This is a genomic window from Paenibacillus taichungensis, assembly GCF_003287275.1.
GTDB lineage: Bacteria > Bacillota > Bacilli > Paenibacillales > Paenibacillaceae > Paenibacillus > Paenibacillus taichungensis_A.
Genome location: NZ_QEVW01000010.1, coordinates 126,561 through 141,614 on the forward strand (window position 1 = coordinate 126,561; position 15,054 = coordinate 141,614).

Annotated in this window: 16 protein-coding genes; 6 read left to right on the forward strand and 10 right to left on the reverse strand. The window is 45.1% G+C overall.

From position 1 onward, the window contains the following. Nucleotide 1: 1 nt before the first annotated feature. The 3 genes from DC345_RS17515 to DC345_RS17530 form a co-directional block, all read right to left on the reverse strand. Nucleotides 2-796 carry an SDR family oxidoreductase gene (locus tag DC345_RS17515; protein ID WP_113054154.1) on the reverse strand — a complete coding sequence of 265 codons (795 nt, stop codon included), beginning with the start codon at nt 794-796 and terminating at the stop codon, nt 2-4. Nucleotides 797-953: 157 nt separating this feature from the next. Then, the gene (locus tag DC345_RS17520; protein ID WP_024632484.1) at nt 954-1,211 is read right to left on the reverse strand and encodes a YqkE family protein; all 258 of its coding nucleotides are present in this window, start codon (nt 1,209-1,211) and stop codon (nt 954-956) included. Nucleotides 1,212-1,704: 493 nt separating this feature from the next. Then, nucleotides 1,705-2,352, reverse strand: coding sequence for a peptidylprolyl isomerase (locus DC345_RS17530; RefSeq protein ID WP_113054156.1), 648 nt, complete (start codon nt 2,350-2,352; stop codon nt 1,705-1,707). Nucleotides 2,353-2,610: 258 nt separating this feature from the next. Here DC345_RS17530 and DC345_RS17535 point away from each other — a divergent pair, with 258 nt between their 5' ends. Beyond that, the gene (locus DC345_RS17535; RefSeq protein ID WP_113054157.1) at nt 2,611-3,822 is read left to right on the forward strand and encodes an MFS transporter; all 1,212 of its coding nucleotides are present in this window, start codon (nt 2,611-2,613) and stop codon (nt 3,820-3,822) included. Between the two features lie 176 nt (nt 3,823-3,998). On the opposite strand, the gene DC345_RS17540 is transcribed toward DC345_RS17535, so the two are convergent. From DC345_RS17540 to DC345_RS31770, 3 genes are all read right to left on the reverse strand, one after another. Continuing rightward, nucleotides 3,999-4,208 carry a hypothetical protein gene (locus DC345_RS17540; protein WP_113054158.1) on the reverse strand — a complete coding sequence of 70 codons (210 nt, stop codon included), beginning with the start codon at nt 4,206-4,208 and terminating at the stop codon, nt 3,999-4,001. 38 nt (nt 4,209-4,246) lie between these two features. Then, nucleotides 4,247-4,615 (reverse strand): hypothetical protein, encoded by a 369-nt coding sequence (locus DC345_RS17545; RefSeq protein WP_113054159.1) that lies wholly within the window; start codon nt 4,613-4,615, stop codon nt 4,247-4,249. A gap of 198 nt (nt 4,616-4,813) precedes the next feature. Further along, complete coding sequence (locus tag DC345_RS31770) at nt 4,814-4,975, reverse strand: hypothetical protein (protein ID WP_017690239.1); 162 nt, start codon at nt 4,973-4,975, stop codon at nt 4,814-4,816. 145 nt (nt 4,976-5,120) lie between these two features. Here DC345_RS31770 and DC345_RS17550 point away from each other — a divergent pair, with 145 nt between their 5' ends. Next, nucleotides 5,121-5,402: a hypothetical protein gene (locus tag DC345_RS17550; RefSeq protein WP_113054160.1), complete on the forward strand. Its 282-nt coding sequence runs from the start codon at nt 5,121-5,123 to the stop codon at nt 5,400-5,402. A 206-nt stretch (nt 5,403-5,608) separates the two neighbouring features. Further along, nucleotides 5,609-7,468: a sensor histidine kinase gene (locus DC345_RS17555; protein WP_258530703.1), complete on the forward strand. Its 1,860-nt coding sequence runs from the start codon at nt 5,609-5,611 to the stop codon at nt 7,466-7,468. Nucleotides 7,469-7,546: 78 nt separating this feature from the next. Here DC345_RS17555 and DC345_RS17560 read toward each other — a convergent pair whose 3' ends face one another. Together DC345_RS17560 and DC345_RS17565 are read right to left on the reverse strand one after the other, a co-directional pair. Further along, a complete protein-coding gene (locus DC345_RS17560) occupies nt 7,547-7,807 on the reverse strand; it encodes an NHLP leader peptide family RiPP precursor (protein ID WP_240343015.1) in 261 nt (86 codons plus the stop codon). Nucleotides 7,808-7,843: 36 nt separating this feature from the next. Continuing rightward, entirely contained in the window at nt 7,844-8,791 is a 948-nt protein-coding gene (locus DC345_RS17565) for a hypothetical protein (RefSeq protein WP_113054162.1), read from the reverse strand. A gap of 220 nt (nt 8,792-9,011) precedes the next feature. On the opposite strand from DC345_RS17565, the gene DC345_RS17570 reads away from it, so the two are divergent. Next, nucleotides 9,012-9,746, forward strand: a complete 735-nt coding sequence (locus DC345_RS17570; protein WP_113054163.1) for a hypothetical protein — start codon at nt 9,012-9,014, stop codon at nt 9,744-9,746. Nucleotides 9,747-9,796: 50 nt separating this feature from the next. On the opposite strand, the gene DC345_RS17575 is transcribed toward DC345_RS17570, so the two are convergent. Then, nucleotides 9,797-11,047 carry an acyltransferase gene (locus DC345_RS17575; RefSeq protein WP_113054164.1) on the reverse strand — a complete coding sequence of 417 codons (1,251 nt, stop codon included), beginning with the start codon at nt 11,045-11,047 and terminating at the stop codon, nt 9,797-9,799. 162 nt (nt 11,048-11,209) lie between these two features. Next, complete coding sequence (locus DC345_RS17580) at nt 11,210-12,199, reverse strand: LCP family protein (protein WP_113054165.1); 990 nt, start codon at nt 12,197-12,199, stop codon at nt 11,210-11,212. Between the two features lie 184 nt (nt 12,200-12,383). Between DC345_RS17580 and DC345_RS17585 the strand changes: the two genes are divergently transcribed. Both DC345_RS17585 and DC345_RS17590 read left to right on the forward strand, forming a co-directional pair. Further along, on the forward strand, nt 12,384-12,935 hold the full coding sequence (locus DC345_RS17585; RefSeq protein WP_113054166.1) for an undecaprenyl-diphosphatase: 552 nt from the start codon (nt 12,384-12,386) through the stop codon (nt 12,933-12,935). Nucleotides 12,936-13,136: 201 nt separating this feature from the next. Next, nucleotides 13,137-14,873 carry a methyl-accepting chemotaxis protein gene (locus DC345_RS17590; RefSeq protein ID WP_113054167.1) on the forward strand — a complete coding sequence of 579 codons (1,737 nt, stop codon included), beginning with the start codon at nt 13,137-13,139 and terminating at the stop codon, nt 14,871-14,873. Nucleotides 14,874-15,054 lie beyond the last annotated feature (181 nt).

Consider the following 15,054-nt stretch of genomic DNA (forward strand, 5'->3'; position numbering starts at 1 on the left):
TTTATCCCCGAAGCAAAGATTCCGCTCCATCCACGTAGATCCGGGTGCCGGTCACATGGGAAGATTCATCAGAGGCGAGGAAGAGCACCAGATTGGCGACTTGCTTCGACGTTCCAGGTTCACCTTTGAGTGGATGTTCATGACCTTCCGGAAATTCAACAGGGATCTGTAATTCTTTTAGATCGTCCGAAGGATAGGTGTTATCATCGATGTTCGTATCTATGGCTCCCGGGCAGACGGCGTTGACACGGATCTTGTAACGGGCCAGTTCCAATGCAGCCATCTTCGTAAAAGCCGTCTGACCAGCTTTACTGGAAGCGTATGCAGAGAACCCAATGCCAGAGAATACGCGGTTACCGTTAATCGAACTTGTAATAATGATGCTGCCGCCGCGGTCTTTCAAATGGGGGATGGCGTACTTCACAGTTGCGAACGTGCCGCGCATATTGATGCCCATCGTCTGATCCCAGTCTTCAGGTTCCATCGTTTCGATGGGAGCCATCGTGCCATTAATTCCCGCATTGGCAAACACAATATCGAGCTGTCCGGCTTGCTCCGCTACCTGATTGATTGCTTTTTGTACGTTGTCCGGTTTGGATATATCACATTCAATGACGTGTGCTTCTCCGCCTGCGTTTTCGATCGTCTGTTTGGTTTTCTCTGCATTCTCCGGGGTCCGGTCCAGCATGAACACTTTGGCCCCATGCTCAGCGAAACGAATGGCTGTTGCCTGACCAATTCCCGAGCCACCTCCGGTTACAATCGCAACTTTTCCTTGCAAACGTTGTTCAGTCATCCTTATCCCTCCGTATCGTATGGATTGTCGGTATACTCTCTATCTCTACATACCCCACTCCCGCATGGTGAATCAGTTGAATCCATATAAAAAAGGACCGCATCGCGGCCCTCAGTTTGCATCCTTTATGATTATATTGATCTGATTGCTTGTAAAATTACTTATGTTTCTTCCAATCCATCGAACTATTGTTCAACAGGTACTCAAAATCATTATCTTTCCGCTTCTGTTCCGCTTTACGAGCTTCTTCGGCCTGCAGGCGTTCCTGCTCTTTGCGGTCTGCCTCGGCAGCCTTGGCTTCATCAGCCTGAGCCTTCAGTTTCTCTAACACATCACTGCTCAGCAGATCCTTAAGTGTGGTCGGTTTATCCTGTGCTGCTTTGGGAGCAGGGGTGTGTTTTTTGGATTTTGCCATAGAATAATCTCCTCTCAAAAACATGAATCAGCTTCCATTATCGTTCAGTAAACATATTATATCAGGTTCACCGAACCCATTCCATGAAACTGAGGGACAAAAGCAGGAATTAGGGAGTTGCGTGACGAATGAAAACGGGTATAAATTCATATATTATTACCGATACTGCGACTATTCCCGGGAGAAAGGAGTCGTTGTTCGTGGAAGTAAACCGTAGTTTACTGAAAGGGCTTGCATGGGGTGTTGCTTTCAGCTGTCCGCTATGGATTGCGATCATCGGGTGGTTGCGTTTGATGGGATGGATGTATTGAGACCAGCGGGTTGCAGAGCTGCTGCATATAGAGTTGTGCCAGAATAGGGCATTTTTTATAAAGTTATTTATGTAAACGCTAACATTGAATAAAGCTCTGCCTTGCGTGAATACGCAGGACAGAGCTTTTGTTTGTCTTACAGGTTATGAATCAAGATGGATAACTAAGATCTGTTCCAAAGGTTAAGGCATTTTTACCGGTTCTGGATATTCCAGACCGTGGGTGTCAACAGTGACTTTTTTCATCACCTGATCGGTAACCGGTTTGTCTTGTGCGCCTATTTCCTGAGCAGCGATTCCATCAACGACTTCCATACCTTCTGTAACTTTACCGAATGTGGCATAGGCATTATCGAGATAATCAGCATCCGCTAACATGATGAAAAACTGGGAACCTGCGGAGTCCAGATTATCGGATTTACGCGCCATTGAAATCACTCCACGAGTATGGTTCAGATGGTTTTTGTGACCATTAGATGTAAACTCACCTTTAATGGTATATCCTGGGCCGCCCGAACCATCACCGTTTGGATCGCCACCCTGGATCATAAAGCCTGGGATAACACGGTGAAAGTTCAGGCCATCATAGAAACCTTTATTGGCGAGTGAGATGAAATTGTACACGGTATTTGGCGCAATTTCGGGATATAGTTCAATGACGATCTTCTGCCCATCTTGCATTTCAATTGTGGCCACTGGATTTGGCCCTTCAGGCGGTGCTGGGACGGCTTCCGTTGCGCCGCTTGAAGGGCGTCCACAACCACTAATGACGATAAGCAGCATCGCTAGAACCAGCGACACAGCTGTTGTTTTTTTCCACCGAAAAGACATGAGAACGTTCCCCCTTGCATCTCTGCATAATATATTTTTGTCAGAATTATTTTCGGATAATCCCTCAACTATCATACCGTTTTTGCGGACAAGATGGCAATGCAAGGCAGGATATTATGGGCGATAAGGGATGGTGTAAATGCTTACAGAGGTGTAAAATAAGGAAAATGCTTCCGCAGTCAGGGACGTACGGGTCTGTTCCGTCCGCTCCAATACACGGCAGTCCCGACGTCATTAACGGAAAGGGCGTGCGGGTATATGGACTTCTCGTGGAAGCGTAATCTGGTGATTTTGTGGATTGGTGTGTTTTTTTGCAGCACCGCTTATTCAATCTCCATCCCATTTCTGCCTTTGTTTCTGAGTGGCGATCTGGGCGTTCGTGATCACCTGGAGTTCTGGTCAGGGCTTGCCTTTGGCATCACGTTTCTGGCAAGTGCGCTGGTGTCTCCCTTCTGGGGATCACTGGCTGACAAATACGGGCGCAAGCCAATGCTGATCCGGTCGGGATACAGCCTTGCGGTTTTGTATTTGATCAATTATTTTGTGCAGGACCCCTATTCGCTAATCGTGGTTCGTTTGTTTCAGGGATTGCTTGCGGGGTTTGTTCCGGCGGCGATTGCACTGGTCGGTACCAATACACCGGAAGAGAAGACAGGGTATGCGCTTGGTATCATGTCAACAGCCGGCGCAACAGGAGGTATAATCGGCCCGTTAATTGGCGGGGTCGTAAGCCACTATTATGGCAACCGGAATGCGTTTTTATTTTCCAGCATCGTAGTATTGGTCTCGGCGTTGATCGCAACCTTCTGGGTCAAAGAAGAGAACTTCAACCGGAACAAGGCACGTTCTCATGTGATGGATGACATCCGTGAAGCCAGGGCCAATCGATTGTTTATTACGGTGCTTGGCATGATGGGCATATGTACCTTCTCCGTGATGATTCTGGAGCCATTATTGACCGTATACGTGATGGAAATGGGCATTCAGCCCGATCGTGCTTCTCTCAGCTCGGGTATTATTTTCTCTGCAGTTGGTGTAGCTACGGTTATTATGGCGCCGCGTTGGGGCAAGATCGGTTCACGAATCGGATATGGCAAAGTACTGATCATTGGCCTCGTTGGTGGGGCGATCGGTAACCTGCTGCAGTTTTTCACTACAGGCTATATTGGATTCGGCATCTTGCGTTTTGTGTATGGATTATTCTTTGCTGCGGTGTTCCCGGCGATTAATGCAATGATTGTGCAAGTGACTGAACCTGGCTTCCGGGGAAGAGCATTCAGCCTGAATCAGTCGGCTTCTCAAATCGGTACGATGGCGGGGCCGATAATCGGTGGTGTTCTGGGTGGTTGGTTTCCGATTCGTTGGATTTTTATCATCAATGGAGTGGCGCTGCTAATTACCGCCATTGTGGCGAAATGGTCCCGACTGGAGGAGAAGTTGCCGGGATCGGGCAAACCCTTGGCGAAGTAATCAATAACGTAAAACGTTAAATGGTTTATCGGATATCAGAGCGAGGGATGGCACCGTACGGATACGGTAGCCATCTCTTTTTTTGGATACAGTCTTTGTTGCTAGCGAAATTAAAGCAAAAAGAAACCTCTAACCAAAGAGGTTTCTTATACCCTTAAAGAATCTGTAATGCGTTCTTATTTATCCGAGGATGAATCTTTTCGGGGAACTTCAACCCCTTCAACGTTCTCTTTCGGAATGGCATGTTCAACAGCATCAAGTTGATCCTCATCCGCCAGTGCTTCCGGAAAGGAGTCTTCCGTGAATAATCCAAAATTCGGATCAATATCCCGCTCGGTTACCAAATTTTCGGGCTCATGTACTTGTCGCTTGTGATTATCCTTCATCGTGACTGCACCTCCTAATTCATGCTGTGACAAGAGGATTAGCGCCGTGGTGGAATGTCGTTCTCTGGTTTCGCATCTGCCCCAGCGCCGTTTAGCAGGTCCGTCCCGTGAAGAGCATTGGGGTCGGGTGCGGCAGGATCAACCGGACTATTCGGTTGAATTAGATCAGCATCAGGTACGGATTCAAGTGCAGGCTCCGCTGTCCGTGACTCCAATACCGGCTCTTCTGTAGCCGTTACAAATGGGGGATTCACTGTATTTTCAGTATCGATACGTTTTCCCGTAACTTCATCAAAGGTATCTATGTCACCTTCAGGAACTTCAGTTTCCAGTGGAATATCACGTGACCTCTGATAACGGTCGTAGTAACGTTCGCTCTCTTCATTACTAATCGGTCTGTCTGACATAAGTAGCACTCCTTTTTAGTGGATTATATTTAATGGTTGTTTGTTTGATTGGGCAGTTATCTAGTAAAGGTTCTTATTCGGTAGTTACCCAAAGGGCTAACGTTGTAATCTTGCCTAGTATGATTCCCTTGTGTTCCCAAAATATGAATATAAGATGAAAGTGAATAATGTACGGATTACAGATTCAACGTATACGCTTTAAAATTTAGGAAATACATATTTGACCAGAAAATACAGAAATCCAAAGAAAATAATGATATAAGCCGCATACTTGATAAACGTTGAAGCGACCATACTTGAATCCGATTTGTGTTGGACATCCTTATGTTCTACCTCTACCGTTCTGTGTGGCTCATTCATTTGAATCACTCCTCAATAGTATGTGTTTGCTTTGAGGAACCATTACACCCGATAGGGATGATTGAATCGCACAGGTCAGTTTTACAGCTTTTCATCTTTGGCCTATGATATGATGAAACATGGATATAAGAGGGAGGGATTCCAATTGAATTGGTTTACGCTGGGCAATATGATTACTCAAATCCGAGTCGGGCAAAAAGCGTCTACCCCCGGGTTTTCACGTACCGTTATACGTCGTCCGGACGGGCTGTTCTGGGTAGGCGGGATATGGTCAGGACAGATTGTCCAGTTGCGGGATTATCTTTTCTCGGATATATGGACGATCTATGAAGATGAGGAAACGGAGCAGTGGTTGGAATATCGAACAAAGGTTGAGCAGAAAGAGCGCGAAATGATTGAGAACCAGTACGAAGACCTGCGCGGATAATGGAGAAAAAACACGGATTCTATCAATAAAATGGAAATAAAACTATAAATCTACTAAAATGTGAATTTTCATTTCCCTACAAGAAGGTGACACGTCAAACTGTGGCGAATGATAAATGAGAGAACTTGGGGATAGAGAAAATAAGAAACTTTGAGGTGCTGTGAATGAAAAATGTGCCCAAAGCTATCATCATCTTATGGATAAGTATGTTGAATATTCTTTGCTTGCCGCATGATTTCGTCTCAGCGACTGCAGGAGAAGTTGACAAACCTGTATCCATTACGGGATGGGAAGTAAAATGGGGGAACGTACACGATCAGGGATTCATCAGTGAGGTTCAAGGTTCGGAGGAGATCTGGGAGAAGCAAGGTGCAGAAAAGCTGGAATATAGCAGCGTAGAAGCCCCTTCAGGTTCCATGTGGACACGCGTGACCATTCCTAAAATAAACGAAGATAGCTCGGCAATCCGTTTTGAGAATATTAAAGGGAACCACATTGTAATCTATCTGGACGATCGTAGGGTTTATGAGAATTATCATTACAATTATGATAACAACGCTGTGTTGTTGCCCCTTTCGAGTGAGAATTCAGGTAGCAGACTGTATGTATGGTCCGAGAATGAAAAAGGCAGACTTGGCATTTATGGAACAGTTCAGGTTGGGCCTTATGCTACATTACAGGAAAAATACATTCACAATGGTCTGCTTGATGTAATATTGGGAGCGACCTTTGTGTTCACGGCTCTAACGATGCTGAGTTGCACTTTTTTCCTGGGGAAATTCCATAAAGGGTTGTGGATTTCGCTATGTATCGTGATGGGTTCTATTGGAACGATGATTATCACCTATTCACAGTTTTTATATACGTTCTATCAGGTTTACGGTAATCTGTATTCCGTATTGTTTGACCTGGCTATGCTGATGGGCATGCCTGCACTCTGTTATTTTTTTGAACAAATTATCGGACCAGGTCGTTATGGCATCTTTACCAAACTAAGAAAATTCCAATTCATCTATTCTGTAGTAGCTGTGGCTGCCCTGATGATTGATTTTATTTCAGGCGGTCAATGGGACATGCTCTATACTTTGTTGGTTCAGAATGTAATTGGATTTGTTCTCGTTATCCTGTTGAGCATCTTGATGATCGGCACCATCGCCAAAGCGCTTCAACGGAGCCGGGAAGCTCTTTTGCTGGCTACGGGATTCGGCACATTTGCATTAATCAGTGTTGCTGAACTACTGTGGTATTACCAGCGTAATGGAACATATCATCTGATATGGTGGAAATGGTCCATGGTTGCTTTTATTATCTCACTTATTGCCATACTGGGAAGCCGATTTGCTGAAAAACATACCAAAGTGCTTGAATACTCAAAAGAGTTGGAATTGTTTAATAATGAGTTGCAGCGTTCCGAGAAAATGGAGATTATAAGCGAATTGGCTGCCTCGGTTGCTCATGAGGTTCGTAATCCACTGCAGGTGACACGAGGATTCCTTCAGCTCATGACAGAGCAGGAAGACAACAAAAACAAAGGGTATGTGCGGATAGCTCTGGAGGAGCTCGATCGGGCATCCGGCATTATTACCGATTTCCTCACGTTTGCCAAACCGGAGTTCGATCATATTGTCTCTTTGAATATCGCGGACGAATTTAATCATATTGAGGGTATTCTTGTACCGATGGCTAATCTGGAAGGCGGCAAAATAACAACTGACATTCCGCCCAATCTATGGATTAGAGGGAACTCCTCCAAGTTCAAACAGGCTTTTATTAATATTATTAAGAATAGTATAGAAGCTCTGCAAGGACAGGGTCAGATCGATATTTGGGCTTATGCCCAGGATGGGATCGTTAAGGTACATGTTAGAGATAATGGAGAGGGCATGGATGAGGAAGCGCTGGTCCGGCTTGGGGAGCCATATTTCTCGAATAAAATTAAGGGGACAGGCCTTGGAATGATGGTGACTTTCCGAATCGTTGAAGCCATGCATGGGCAGATCAGCTTTACAAGCACAAAAGGGGTAGGAACAGAAGCCGTCGTATCTTTTGCTGCGTTCGTCGAATGACGAGCGGCAGAAGTGTACGATGGCTTTTTTTGTTCGCTACCCCTGATGTTGTTCAATTACATATTCAATTTAATCCGTTTAGCTTCTCCACGGTCCGCAATTGACGTCATAATCCACTTTGGATGGATTGGGAGGAATCACGAGAACGTAATCGTTCTGTTGTTCTTCAACAGTACGGACTTGAATATGTTCAGGAATATCAATGCCAAATGCTTCGCGAAGCGCTTGCTTCGGGTTGGAGTGCAGTTGTTGTCTGAAGTGCTCATCAGTCCAGGCCTTTTCAATAATATCCTCGTGCAACGTTTTCTCTGATACCATCATCGTCAACATTCCCTTCATATTTAAAATTCAACTGTACCAGCTCTTCTTTGGTGATTAGGACAAATGTTGTTTCTCGCTGATCCAGTAATGAAACCCGCCTTGAAAAAGCATTTTTTTGTGTTGTTCGATATCGTGAACAGTTTGTCCCAGAATGCCGCATAAGTAGGAATTAAATGCTTCGAGATGCGAAATTCCCGAGTTAGAAGATGTCAGTCTGATGTTATATTGTTGAGCAATGTCTACATAGGAGTTCATCAATTGGGTATTGTAAACATTATCATGTACACGTTCGCTTACAGGATGAGCTGGGTAGTTATGTTCCAGTGCTGCGGATATGTGGGAGAGGAAGCTGTTGTAATTTCCGTGCACAGCATCTTGTTTCGTGTCTGTGAAGTCATCTGTCATCTGGAGAGTCATCAGTGCAATGTTGACGGCAGAACATACCGGAGTAATCCGATGCTCCTGTTCCAAAAGAAGGAGTGAGCCCGCAGCTCCAAGTTGAAGTGGGGCGGCTTTTTGGGCGATTAATAGCGGGTTTCTCTTGAAATAGTCTATGGAGTTCTCACCGGTGACGCTCATGGCCCAATCCTCCACATACTGTCTGAAATACGTCCAGAACGGGGAAGAAAGGCTGAATAGCTCTGAATAGACACAGATCGCATCCACGTAGTAAAGATTACCCAGTGATAATTTCAGTGTCACATCTTCTGGCTGCTCGTCCATAACTTCATCCTGATTCAGAAAATATAGCATATGCAGGAGACAAGCAGTACTTAGTTTGTGTGCCTTCTCTGGAGGTAGACCATCCGAGAGCTGCATCCACAAAGGAATAATGTAGCCGATGTAGCTGTGACCCGAATCTCGTAACAAAGGATTGACCAAATGAAGTTGTTCTAGTGCATGTTCTGACATTGGTTCAGGATATTTCTGTACCAGCTGCTCTGCTGCAGCGAACACCACCTCCACATCGGATCTAAACGGATCAAACCATTCTCTCCGCATCGTTTGGTTACGCCCTTCCCATAATAAAGTAATTAAGGACTTTTCGACTAGATCATGAAGTTACTCTCAGTATACCGGAAATGAATTGAAAAAAATAGGATGTTTTGTGATGAATTGTGAAAAAAACTATGACATTTTGTATTTTTATGGCATAAAAAAGCGGAAGTTAGGCTCAAACTAAGAGGGCACAGGATTTTGACATATGAAAGGAAGAAGAGAAATGAAATACAAATGGAAAAAATGGATGGCAGCCGGATTGGCAGCCGTATTTATAACAGCATCAACCGGCTATACGGCATCCGCTGATCCGAATAGATCTGTTGAAGATCATGTGGCAACACCATCCTCCTCTACAAACCAGACGAAGCCTTGCATGCAAGCAGGTCATGGCCTGTTTATGATTGGAGAAACCGCAGATCTGCTCGGTATTGGGCTCCGTGATTTAAAGGAACAAATGGAGCTTGGCAAGACGTTGACTCAGATTGCCAAGGAACGTAAGGGACTTAGTGAAAATCAATTGTTGGAGAAGCTGAAGCCTTCGCTCTCTCAGCGATTGGATAAAGCAGCCGAAGAAGGCTGTCTCACGAAAGAGCAGGCAGCAGCAGCCAAAGCAGGTATGGATACGAAGCTGAAGAAGGTAATCAACACACCACTTCGGGAGTTAAGACGTGAGTTCGCTCACCACGGCAACAGACATCCAATGATGGACAAGGGCGCTATTGCACGTTTTCTCGGCATCACCCCAGAGCAGCTCCATCAGCAGCTTCAAAGCGGGAAATCACTGGCTGAGATTGCTCAGGCAAAAGGCATCAGTGAAACGCAGTTGGTAGACAAGTTGAAGGAGCAGTTGACGGGTGACCTGAAAAGGTTCGTTAATCAGAAGGGCCATGCACATCAAGCTCCTGGTCCTCACGAACCTGTACCTGGTCGATCCGCTTCCACAGAAGTGAAGTGAAAAAGAGCGTCTTCCACGAAGGGAGACGCTCTTTCTATATTCAATCAGGATTAGCTGGTTTCCGGACTGCGATTGGCGCTAGTTGACGGACTACGCTCGGGCGAACTTGTTCTGCCCGCCGAAACAGTATCACGTAAACGGGGACTTAGGTGTTTCTTTCGTTGTAAACCTATGGTGAAGCGAGAACCAGGAAGTTGGGAAAGTCCCCAGCTGATTGCAAGAGACGTTGCCACGGTGACCAGAAACGAAAGCAATGTAACCGGAAGATGCCAATCAGTTAATGTAAGAGGCCGGGTAATATACGCGATGCAGTAGATAACCAGTGCATGAACCAGATAGCCACCAAAGGAATATCGGCCAATCCACGTCAGGAGACGCTGAAATGGTGTATCTTTGCCTCGCAGCAGTACAAGGAACCCATAGAACATGAACATCTGGGCCATGATGATGATGAATGTTGTTGGCTTCAGATAGGTTGATATATTCAGGTTAACGACATCGCCGGACCCTCGCAGCACATCATACCCAAGCCAGATGTACATGCCGATAAACAGACAGACCATCCAGGGCAATACTTTTGCGGTCCAACTTCTCCAACTATCCACTGACCAGGCACAGACTGCGCCCAGCAAAAAGTAAAACCAGTACATAACCCATGAATAAGAGCGATATTGCAGCAAACCCAACCAAGGTTGGGGTAAGGAAGCTGTCCACCCGCCCATATCGTAGTAGGACCATTTCATAAGTAAAGTGTATAATGCCATCCCAATGAGAATCAGCGTGACGACGGATTGCATCGGGGTGAAGCGTGTAACTTTTTCAATACGTTTCCGAATGAACTTGGCTCCCGCAAGAAACAGGGGAAACAGAATATAGAACTGAAACACCATAATCACAAACCACAGATGGTATCCCGTCTGGGGGAGGAACAGTTCACGAACAAGACTGCGGAAGTCTGGCATACCCGAAAGCCAGAACTCGGGTGTGAATACCCGGACAAACAACCAATAGATAAACGTCCATACCACAAAGGGCACATAGATATCTCCAAACCGCTTACGGATAAACTTGGGGTAATCCGGCTTGGTATGACTATGATGATAGAACAGCATTACACCGGACAGAAAGACGAATGTCGGCGTACCAAAACGAGTCAGATGATAAATCATGGTCAGCATGATGGAATCAGGTTGTTCAATGTCAGCGCGATATATATATTCTGCAATGTTATGCTGCATCACAATGGCGAGAAATGCAAGGCCGCGCAGTTGAGTCCATTCCACGATTCGCGGTTTATTCACGTGTATTCCTCCTTCGTGTAACCGGAATTCATCATTTAAGGGTACCTGTTGAACATTAAGACTGCATTAAATGGAGGAAATAGGTACAAAAAAAGATGGCAGCAGCCATCTTTTTGTCGAAGTATCTTTGCGATACCTGCCTCATTTTGTTTCCATTCCTTTTTAGTTTAAGTCTTGTACTTTTGTTGATTCATCGTCTGAAGATTTTGCATCTTCCTCAAATAAATTCTGAATGTATGCTTGGAGTTTCGGTTTATTAACACCGAGTACCTGGGCAGAACCTGCAAGCTCATTGGTAAGCAACTTGTTAGGAGGGATCTGCTGTTTATCGATTTCATTCACATTAATATCGAATCCGAGCGAAGCTAATTTTAACATCTGTGTTGGACTGAGGTCTGTCTCGATATATGGAGCGACAGCTTCCAATATTTCAGGAATCTTGAAGAGTGAAGTCGTGCTTTGCATCTTCTTGGCTAGCTCAGTCATGAAAATCCGCTGCCGTTCGGTACGCGTAAAGTCTGATGTGGCATCATGCCGGAACCGGACATATTGCAGGGCGGTCTTACCGTCCATATGCTGAAGTCCTTTTTTGAGATCGATATCGTACATATGTTTATCTGCTTTGCTGGTATAATACATGTCTTTCTCCACATCAATATCGATTCCGTCTACAGCATCAACCAGCGCCATGAATCCAATAAAATCGGTATACACGTAGTGCTGAATAGGGATGCCAAGCAAGTCACCAACCGTTTGTTTGGTTAATTCCGCTCCTCCGTAAGAGAAGGCTGCGTTGAGCCTGCTTTTGCCATGTCCCGGAATGTCTACATATGTATCACGCAGAACAGAGAATAGATGGGCTTTCTTGGATACCGGATCAATGGAAGCGACCATGACCGAATCTGAACGGCCGGCATCATCCCCTCTGGTGTCACCGCCAAGCAGCAAAATGTTAACTCGTTCCTTCCCTTCCCATTTAGGAACAGGAGTGGTTGGAGTGTCCGTATTTTGGTTTGTGTCAGAAGTGGAAGTCTCGGAAGCAGTTGAGATGCTATTGGCAAAATGAACGATCGAGTATCCGTAATATACAATGACACCGGCTATGGCAAGTGCCAGGGTTAGGGATGTTCCCCATAACCATTTCTTAAGCATAATCTTCACCTTTCTATGAATGAACTATTATGTAACCCAAACTAGTTTAACAAAAAGTAAGAGAAATGTCCTCTTTGATTTCGAAAGTTCGGTTACTAGGCGACATGTTTGACAAATAGTTAGTGTATATTTATTATGTAAAAAATAATCGTGTTTTGTGTAATGGAGGTATTAAACGACTGTTATGAATCAATCTGTATTTAATTGGATCAACCAGTTTGCTGATCGTATTCCGTTTCTGGACTGGTTTATGATTACATCATCTGAATATGCCGTTTGGGTTATGATAGGGCTTCTTGTGATTGTGTGGTTTCTTGGCAATCCGTCGAAGCAACGAATTGTGTTTTATGCATGTGTAGCTTCGATCGTAGCACTTGTTCTGGCAAAATGGGGAATTTCACCTGTGGTAGGTCATCCCAGACCGTTCATGGAAGGCACGGTGAATCAACTGGTTCCGCATGTGCCAGATCCATCTTTCCCAAGTAAACATGCCTCCTTCGTATTTGCGCTGGCTGCAGCTTCATTTTTTATCGGACGTCGCTTCGGAATGTGGATGCTGTTGCTTGCTGTGCTGACAGGAGTCTCGCGTGTCTATGTTGGTGTACATTACCCTGGGGATATTCTGGGCGGATTCATTCTGGGTAGTCTGGTTAGTGTAATCTTGATTGCTACGCGTAATTATACCAAGTCGATTCCCGATTTTTTCATTAACATTCATCGTCGAATTTTTCGTTAGAAACGGTTGAATATAGTAGGGATTGGAAGAGAAGTTTCGTATATGGAAGCCTTAAGTCATTGGTGAGCCAAAGACTTAAGGCTTTTTTTGTGTTTATTTCGAAGTTAACTGAAATTTACAAAAATCGAATTCTGATATCTACAATTCATGGCGATACGTGTCGATATATTATAAATATGTACTAGTTGAGGAGTGGGGAACATGAAAGACGCGCAGGGAAGCATGATGGGGAAATTAAGATTGACAATTCGAATGAAATTACTGACCGGATTTCTGATTGTGGTGGCACTTCTGGCTTTTGTCAGCATTTACGCGTTGACCCAAATTCATGGCATGTCCAGCAAAGCGGATGATGTTGACAAAACGTGGATGCCAAGTGTATCTCTGTTGGGTCAAATGAATGGTGATGTTTCCGATGTAGAGCGCCTCGCTCTTGCCGTCATTGTTGAGCAGGATGAAAATGAAACTGCCAAAATGAATGAAGCGCTGGATCAGCTCCTTGCCAAAATTGAGGATGAACGAAAACAATTGCTCTCATTTATAGATAGCAATGAAGAAGCAATGAAGCTTTACAAAGAATTTAGCACGAACTATGACGCTTATTTGGCCAAAATGCCTGAATTCATTGAGCTGGGATTGAAAAATGATTATGACGAGGCCAGCAGACTGCACACGGCAGCTTATTCTTTGTGGTATACCGCCAACGATACGATTGCCCAATTGATTGTGATGGGGAATCAGGGTTCTGATTCGGCAACGAATGCATCGGTTGAACTGGCCGAAAAAGCATTTAATGTTATTTTGGGGGTAACCATTGTTGCTTTCCTGGTCGCCATGTTTATTGCCTTCTTCATTGCAAGTATCATCTCACGTCCAATTCAGAAGATGAATGCAGCAGCGATGTTGATTGCAGATGGGGATTTGACCAGTGAGAAGATTGTTCTCAAGAACAAGGATGAGCTGGGAACGTTGGCCGATTCCTTCAATGTGATGACTGGCAACCTGCGGGAGATGATTCAATCCGTATCGATGACATCCGAACAGGTAGCTGCTTCCTCGGAAGAACTTCTCGCGAGTGCTGAGCAGAATACAAGGGCGTCGGAACAGATCTCCGAGACGGTTGAGGAATTGGCTGTAGGTACATCGGATCAAGTAGATATGGTGAAACGTTCTTCACAGGCGATGAGTGAGATGGCTCTTGGTTCGGAACAAATTGCTGAGCTTGCTCAAAGTGTATCCGTATCTGCTGTTGATGCAGCGAATCAGTCAGCCGAAGGAAATATGATTATTCAGCAGGCTGTTGAACAGATGGGATCTGTTCGCAACTCCATTGCATCACTGACAGAACTGGTTACAGGGTTGGGAGAACGTTCCGCAGAGATTGGTACCATTACCGAGGTTATCAACAATATTGCCCGTCAGACCAATCTGCTTGCATTGAATGCAGCAATTGAAGCGGCACGTGCAGGTGAGCACGGACGTGGTTTCGCAGTCGTAGCCGGAGAAGTACGGAAGCTCGCAGAGGAGTCTTCTACATCCGCGCAACGGATTACGGATATAGTCCAATTGATTCAGAAGGATACAGATCATGCCGTGCAGGCTGTGAAAGTGAACAGCAATGAAACGGAAGCCGGCATTGAGATTGTAACAGCGGCTGGACAAGCCTTTGAGCAGATTTCGGATGCAGTGAACAAGGTCGCTGGTGAAATCCAGGAAGTATCTGCAGGTTCAGAGGAAATGTCAGCAAGTACAAATGAAGTTGTAGGGTATGTGGATCAGATCTCTAACATCGCTGGAGAAGCAGCAGGTGGGGTGCATAATGTATCTGCCGCAACCCAGCAGCAGCTGGCTTCAATGGAAGAGATTGCTTCATCCGCAGGTTCTTTGTCCAAAATGGCTGAAGAGTTGCAGGAGCAAATCAACAAATTCAGAGTGTAAACGATCCAAAAGACAGGTGTTCGGACTGGATAGTACCATGGATCATAATGCAACCTGTAGCACGACTTATTCAAAATACCAGGACTGTTTCTCATATTGCGTTCATGCGATATGAGGGGCAGTCTTTTTTGTCATATCACTACCCAAACATGTCACAACAATGTTATTTCAGAAGTCACCA